Source organism: Streptomyces sp. NPDC003379, from assembly GCF_053589195.1.
The window spans coordinates 36095-42981 of the sequence record NZ_JBSFRK010000058.1; the positions used below are offsets into that span (position 1 = coordinate 36095).

7 protein-coding genes and 2 tRNA genes are annotated in these 6887 nt (G+C 69.2%); 6 read left to right on the forward strand and 3 right to left on the reverse strand.

Translation table 11 applies throughout. The annotated features are described in order from the left end of the window. Positions 1-211 precede the first annotated feature (211 nt). The 3 genes from ACWDVB_RS35825 to ACWDVB_RS35835 form a co-directional block, all read right to left on the reverse strand. Positions 212-1003: an AfsR/SARP family transcriptional regulator gene (locus ACWDVB_RS35825; RefSeq protein WP_451519462.1), complete on the reverse strand. Its 792-nt coding sequence runs from the start codon at positions 1001-1003 to the stop codon at positions 212-214. A gap of 399 nt (positions 1004-1402) precedes the next feature. Further along, a tRNA-OTHER gene (locus ACWDVB_RS35830) sits at positions 1403-1500 on the reverse strand. Positions 1501-1530: 30 nt separating this feature from the next. Continuing rightward, positions 1531-1625, reverse strand: a tRNA-OTHER gene (locus tag ACWDVB_RS35835). A gap of 186 nt (positions 1626-1811) precedes the next feature. Between ACWDVB_RS35835 and ACWDVB_RS35840 the strand changes: the two genes are divergently transcribed. The 6 genes from ACWDVB_RS35840 (at position 1812) to fabI (ending at position 6833) form a co-directional block, all read left to right on the forward strand. After that, positions 1812-2804, forward strand: a complete 993-nt coding sequence (locus ACWDVB_RS35840) for a DUF2156 domain-containing protein (RefSeq protein WP_451519461.1) — start codon at positions 1812-1814, stop codon at positions 2802-2804. A 52-nt stretch (positions 2805-2856) separates the two neighbouring features. Beyond that, entirely contained in the window at positions 2857-3021 is a 165-nt protein-coding gene (locus tag ACWDVB_RS35845) for a hypothetical protein (RefSeq protein WP_451519460.1), read from the forward strand. Positions 3022-3175: 154 nt separating this feature from the next. Then, the gene (locus tag ACWDVB_RS35850; protein ID WP_451519459.1) at positions 3176-4276 is read left to right on the forward strand and encodes a fatty acid desaturase family protein; all 1101 of its coding nucleotides are present in this window, start codon (positions 3176-3178) and stop codon (positions 4274-4276) included. A gap of 98 nt (positions 4277-4374) precedes the next feature. Next, positions 4375-5697 (forward strand): MFS transporter, encoded by a 1323-nt coding sequence (locus tag ACWDVB_RS35855; RefSeq protein WP_451519481.1) that lies wholly within the window; start codon positions 4375-4377, stop codon positions 5695-5697. Positions 5698-5745: 48 nt separating this feature from the next. Then, the gene (fdxA, locus tag ACWDVB_RS35860) at positions 5746-6072 is read left to right on the forward strand and encodes a ferredoxin (protein ID WP_451519458.1); all 327 of its coding nucleotides are present in this window, start codon (positions 5746-5748) and stop codon (positions 6070-6072) included. Beyond that, complete coding sequence (fabI, locus tag ACWDVB_RS35865) at positions 6069-6833, forward strand: enoyl-ACP reductase FabI (protein ID WP_451519457.1); 765 nt, start codon at positions 6069-6071, stop codon at positions 6831-6833. The genes fdxA and fabI overlap by 4 nt, the downstream gene beginning before the upstream one ends. Positions 6834-6887 lie beyond the last annotated feature (54 nt).

The following is a 6887-nucleotide window of genomic DNA, read 5'->3' on the forward strand; positions in this document are numbered from 1 at the left end:
TGGGGCGTGTCGGCTCGGGGCGCGCTGGGCGGTGTTGCCCCTCGTGTGAGGGGCGTTGACCGGCGCCGGTCCCGGGCGTCTGCGTCACGTGTGCCGGGTATCGAGTGGTGCTGAGTGGTGGGTACCGTGCCGGGTGCGGGCGTTGACCGGGGTCGGTCCGCGTCGCTCCCGCTGGCCCGGCGGGAATCCCCGTACGCCGCACCCGCCCCCCTCAGGCCGGCTGAAGCAGAGTGCGCGCACCCCCGGTGAGCGCCGGATCGTGGGCGAGGATCGCGTGTTCCACGTCGCGCAGCGCGGGGGACGGGTCGATGCCGAGTTCGTCCGAGAGGTGCTGACGCATGGCGCGGTAGACGTTGAGGGCGTCGGCCTGGCGGCCGGAGCGGTAGAGGGCGACCATCAGCTGCTCGCAGAAGCGTTCCCGCAACGGATGGTTGCTGTGCGCCTCGTGGAGTTCCGCGAGCATCGCGGCATGGTGGCCCAGACGCAGCTCCGCCTCGAAGCGCAGTTCCATGGCCCGCATGCGATATTCCTCGTAACGGGCGCAGGCCAGCTGGCAGATCGTACCGCCGGGGAAATCCCCGAAGACGGGGCCGCGCCACATCGCCAGCGCCCGGCCGAGCAATTCCGCCGTGGCGGCGGCGTCGGCGGCGCCCGCCGTTTCGGCCTGCCGGACCGCCTTGGTGAATTCCGCGGCGTCGAATTCGCCCTCATGGATGGTGAGCCGGTATCCGGAAGGGTGAATGGTCACTCGGGAGACGGGGAGTCCGGGCTCCAAACTCTTCAGTTTGCGGCGGAGCCGGCTGATGTGCGCCTGCAGTGCGTTGGCCTGCTTGTCCGGGACGGAATCGCCCCACATCTCCTCCACGAGGCTCTCGCCCGAGATCGGGCGGCCCTCGCTGACGAGCAGCGTCTGGATGAGATTCCGCTGTAGATCTCCGGAGATCTCCGCGAAACCTAACGTGGTGCGTATCTGCAGTGCTCCGAGAATTGAAAAGCTCAGCATGCCGTTTCCCCCTTGGCTTTCGTCGCTGCAACGTCGGGGCGGTTCACCGTCCGGGTCGCCAGGGCCATCGGTGCTGCGGTGTGGGGGACCGCGGGTGGAGGTCGGCGTGGCGATCTCTGGGTGTCCCCGACCGGGGAGAGACAGGGGCTCAGCCTCTGACTCCCTTCCAGCGAAGACCCTCTCACGGTATCATTCCTTTGGGAAGGTATTTTTTTGAACGAGCCGGGTCAGATGGTTGAAAACGGGTCTGACCTGCGGGTTCGTTGAGCAAAAAAAGAGCCGCGCCCGGCGGACGCAAGCCCGCCCCGGCATGCCAGCCGCTCTCGCGGGGCGCCGGGGCGGTCGCTTCACCGAGGCGGGGGAGGCCCGGCGAAGTGGATGTGGAGGTCATTGTTCCGTTGGCGGAGAGGGCAGGATTCGAACCTGCGTGGGTCCCGAGGGACCCGACCTTGAGTCGAGACTCGAAGTCCCCGATAAACCACTCCGGGCACCTCTCCTGGCCGTACGGGCACGTGATTCCGTGCCTGCGGAGAGGGCAGGATTCGAACCTGCGTGGGCCCCGAAAGACCCGACCTTGAGCCGAAACTCGAAGTCCCCGATAAGCCGCTCCGGGCACCTCTCCGTGTTCCCGACCCGGTTCCCCGTGTCGTTCACGAGAACTACATTGCCAGGCACTTCTGACGGGCCGCTGACGCCCCTCTGACATGCCGTCACGCGGCTGCGCCATGAGCTTTCCACCCTTCCCATCAAAGGGGCGGCGGTGCTCTACTCTCATCGACCGCAACGGCTTCCGAAAGGGATACGGATCATGACCGTGACCGTAGTGGAAAATCCGATTCTCAAGGCTGTGAGCACCTATACGCGGGCCGAGAATCCCAGCGCGTTCCTCGCGCTCAACAGCGGCAACAGTACGTTCACGCTGCCGGGGGCGGACGGCGTCGTCGTCTACCGCAGGACCGGCCGGTTCGCCGTCCAGTTCGGTGGGCCCTTCGCCGCCCCCGAGGAGTACGACGCCCTCCTCGACGGCTTCCGGCACCACGTGAAGGAGCAGGGGCTGACCCACGTCGGCGTCCAGCTGCAGCGCGACGACGCGGAGCGGTACGCGCGTCTCGGCTTCACCGTCAACCAGATCGGCGCCTCCTGGGCGGTGAGCCTGGCGGAGTTCACCCTGCGCGGCACCCGCTTCATGCAGCTGCGCAACAAGATCTCCCGCGCCTACCGCAACGGCCTCCAGATCCAGGAGGTCAAGGCCGACGCCCACCAGGACGCCCTGGAGACGATCGACGGCGCCTGGCTGTCCAGCAAGGGCGCGGCCCGCCCCCTGGAGTTCCTCGTCGGCGAGATCGGCGGCGAGGCGCAGGAGCGGCGGCGGCTGTTCGTCGGCACGATCGCCGGGGCGCCGGTGGCGTACATCTCGTACTCCCCGGTCTTCGGCAGTCGCGCGGGCTGGATGCACGACCTGAGCCGGCGCGTGCCGGACGGGTCACCGGGCCTGATGGAAGCCATCAACGCGCACGCCATCGAGGTGTTCCGCGGCGAGGGCGTCCAGTGGCTGCACTTCGGCTTCACGCCCTTCACCGGGCTGGACGCCGAGCACGAACTGGACGGCCACAGCCCGGCCTTCCAGTGGCTGATGCACGCCCTGTGGGCCGAGGGCGCCGCGCTCTACCCCGCCCAGACGCAGCTTTCGTACAAGCACAAGTGGGCCCCCGACGCGACCATCCCGGAGTACGTCGCCTTCGACGGGCCGGCCTCGCTTGCCTCCTTCGCGCACATCTTCCGTGCGTGCAACGCCTTTTGATGTGCGAGCAGCCGCCGCACACGCCTCGGACGACCGACAGGAGTGAATGACGATGAGTGGCAACGCGGAAACGACCGACGCGCTCAAGCACGCCATGGTGGAACAGCTCATGGGCATCATCGGCGCCCCCGACGACGAGGAGGTCGCCCGAGCGGCGGACGCCGTCGTCCAGGAGCTGGACACCCTGCTGCGCGCCGAGCCGGACCCGGCGGTCTGACGTCAGCGCCGTACGACCTGCCCGATCAGCCCAGAGTCAGCGCCACATCAGCACTGCACGGAACGCTGCACACACGTTCGCCCGGCGTCGGTACTCCACCGGCCGGGCGGGCGCCGCCGCCCGGTTCGGGCACTTCTTCCGAGGAGAGCTTCGTATGCAGCGTCCGCACGTCCAAGAGACCGGTGTCGCCGTCGCCCCGCAGCACACCGGAGTCCCGCCGCGCACCGGGGCGTCCGCCACGTTCTCCGAGCTCCTCAAACGCGTCAAGGCGGAGGGTCTGCTCGACCTCGACCCCCGGTACTACATAGGGCGGCTGACCCGGAACACCACACTGCTGGTGGCCGGGCTCACCGCGTTCTTCCTGCTCGGCGACGTCTGGTGGCAGCTCGCCGTGGCGGTGTGGATGGGCCTCTGCGGCGGCCAGTCCTCCTTCATGTGGCACGACGCGGGCCACAAGGCGATGTTCCGCGACAAGCGGGCCGCGTCCGCGGTCGGCTACTTCCACGCCAACTTCGTCAACGGGGTCAGCTTCGGCTGGTGGGTCAACCACCACAACCGCCACCACAGCAACCCCAACCACCTGGACATGGACCCGGACATCGGGCGGCGCACCGCGATCTTCGACATCAAGCAGTACGCGACCCGCACCAGCACGCAGCGCTTCATCGTGCGCTACCAGAGCGTGCTCTTCTTCGTGCTGCTCGTCCTCGAGTCGTTCAAGATGCACAAGACGGCCGTGAAGTCGATCGCGCAGGGCCTCACCAAGCGTCCCGTCCTGGAGTCCACGCTGCTCGTGCTGCGCGCCGCGATCTATCTGACCTGCGTCTTCACCGTCCTGTCGCCGGTCCTCGCGGTCGCCTTCATCCTCGTGCAGCAGGCCACCCTCGGTGTCTACTTCGGCATGATCTTCGCGCCGAACCACAAGGGCATGGACGTGCGTGACGGCGACGAGGAGACGCTGGACTGGCTGGAGCGGCAGGTCCTCACCTCCCGCAACATCCGTCCCTCCTGGTTCATCGACTTCCTGTACGGCGGTCTCAACTACCAGGTCGAGCACCACCTGTTCCCCGCCATGCCGCAGAAGAACCTGGGGCGGGCCCGTGAACTCACCCGCGCGTACTGCGCCGAGCGCGGGGTGCCCTACCACGAGGTCGGATTCTGGGCCTCCTACCGCGAGGTGGCCTCCTATCTGCACGAGGTCAGCGCGCCGGTCCGCCGTGGTGAGGTCGACGCGCACATCGAACGGGCCGCCTGATGGCCGACACGGTCACCAAACCGGCGGCCGCCACCGCCACGGCCGGCACCACCGGCACGGCCGTCACGAGCGCCTCGATCGGCGCCCGGCTCGACCGGATGCCGATCACCCCGACCCACCGCAGCATCACCGCGGTCATCGGTGTCGGGCTGCTCTTCGACACGTTCGAGAACAACCTCTCCGGCACCATCGCGAAGGTCCTCCAGAACGACTTCGCGTTCGGTGCCACCGAGCTCAAGCTGGTCCTCGCCTCCGCCTTCATCGGCCAGTTCATCGGCTCGCTGCTGCTCGGCAAGATCGCCGACCGGTACGGGCGGCGCCGGGCGTTCCTCATCAACCTCGCGATCTACTCGGGCTTCTCGCTGCTCGGCGCCTTCTCGCCGAACGCGGCCTGGCTGATCGCGACCCGGTTCCTGGCCGGCATCGGCATCGGTGCCGAGCAGTCCCTCTCCGACTGCTATCTGTCCGACGTGCTGCCCGCGAAGAAGCGCGGCCGGTTCATCGCCTGGGCCTACACCCTGGCCTTCTGCGGGGTGCCCGCCGTGGGCTTCGCCGCCCTGTGGCTCGTACCGCTGACGCCGCTCGGCATCGACGGCTGGCGCTGGCTCTTCGTGATCGGCGCCCTCGGCTCCGCCGTGGTGTGGGTGCTGCGCAGGCGGCTGATCGAGTCCCCGCGCTGGCTGGCGACGGTCGGCCGCGAGGACGAGGCGGACGCGCTGGTCTCCCGCATGGAGGCGGAGGTCCCGGGCGGCGTCCAGGCGCTGCCCGTGGTCGACGCCGGGTCCACCGCGAAGGAGACGGCCGCCCCCGCGACCCGCCTGCGGGACATCTTCCAGCCCCACCTGCGGCGCCGCACCACGATGCTCTGGATCTTCTGCTCGCTGTCGACGGTCGGCTACTACGGCTTCGGCACGCTCGCGCCGCAGATCCTCGCCGCCAAGGGGTACGGCATCGTCGCCGGCCTCGGTTTCACCGCGGTCTGCTTCCTCGGCTACCCCGTGGGCTCCGCGCTCGCGCTGCCGATCATCGACCGCGTCGAGCGCAAGACCCTGGTGGTCGCCTCGGCGGCCGCGATGGTGGTGGCCGGGCTCGGCTTCTCGTACGCGGGATCGCCGACGCTCATCATGGTGTTCGGCTTCGTCTACACCGTGTTCAGCAACCTCTTCTCCAACGTCTCGCACGTCTATCTCGCCGAGCAGTATCCGACCGCCATCCGCGCGGCCGCGTCCGGCGCCGCGTACTCGCTGTCCAAACTCAGCGCCGCCGCGCTGCCGTTCGCGCTGCTCCCGGTCCTCCAGTCGTACGGGCCAGGGGCGCTGTTCGGCGTCATCGCCGTCGTGATGACCGCGCTCGCCGTGACCGTCCTGACCCTGGGCGAGCGGACCACCGGCGCCTCCGTCGACCGCGCGCTCACCGACTGACCCCGCCCACCGAAGAGACCTGACGACGCACTGAATGAGGAATTCCGCATGGCCTATGTCATCGCTCAGCCCTGCGCCGATGTGAAGGACAAGTCCTGCATCGACGAATGCCCCGTGGACTGCATCTACGAAGGCGGCCGCGCCCTCTACATCCACCCCGAGGAGTGCGTGGACTGCGGCGCCTGCGAGCCCGTCTGCCCCGTGGAGGCCATCTACTTCGAGGACGACGTGCCCGCCGACTGGGGCGACCACCGCGGGTCGAACGTCGCCTTCTTCGACACGATCGGCTCGCCCGGCGGCGCCGCCGGGCTCGGCGCGCTGCCGCACGACTCCGCCCTGGTCGCCTCGCTGCCGCGGGCGGTGGTCGCGTCATGAGCGGGCTGCTCGCGGGCAAGCGCGTCCTGGTGACGGGCGTCCTCACCGAGGCGTCCATCGCCTTCCACGCGGCGCGCATAGCCCAACTGGAGGGCGCAGACGTTGTGTTGACCGGTTTCGGGCGGATGTCCCTGATCGAACGGACCGCGGCTCTGCTGCCGAAGCCCGCCCCGGTCGTCGAACTGGACGTCACCGACCAGGCGCACCTCGACGGTCTCGCGGACCGCCTCGGGGAGCACGTCGACGGTCTCGACGGCGTCGTGCACTCCATCGCGTACGGGCCGCCGGGCGCCTTCCACTTCCTGGACGGCACCTGGCAGGACGTGTCGAGTGCCGTGCACGTCTCCGCGTACTCGCTGAAGTCCCTGACCACCGCCTGCCTGCCGCTCCTCGAACCGCGCGGCGGCTCGGTGGTGGGCGTCACCTTCGACGCGACGGTCGCCTGGCCCAAGTACGACTGGATGGGTGTCGCGAAGGCCGCCCTGGAGTCGACCAGCCGCTATCTCGCCCGCGACCTGGGGCCCCGCGGCATCCGCTGCAACCTCGTCGCCGCCGGTCCGCTGCGCTCCATGGCCGCCAAGTCCATCCCGGGCTTCTCCGAGCTGGCGGACGACTGGCACACCCGCGCCCCGGCCGGCTGGGACCTCACCGACCCGGACCCGGCGGCCCGCGGCATCGTCGCGCTGCTCTCGGACCTCTTCCCGCGTACGACGGGCGAGATCGTCCACGTGGACGGCGGGGCCCACATGATGGGCGCGTGACCCGGCGGCCGCGCCGCCACAGCAGTGGGGGGAGTTCAGGTGATCACCTGAACT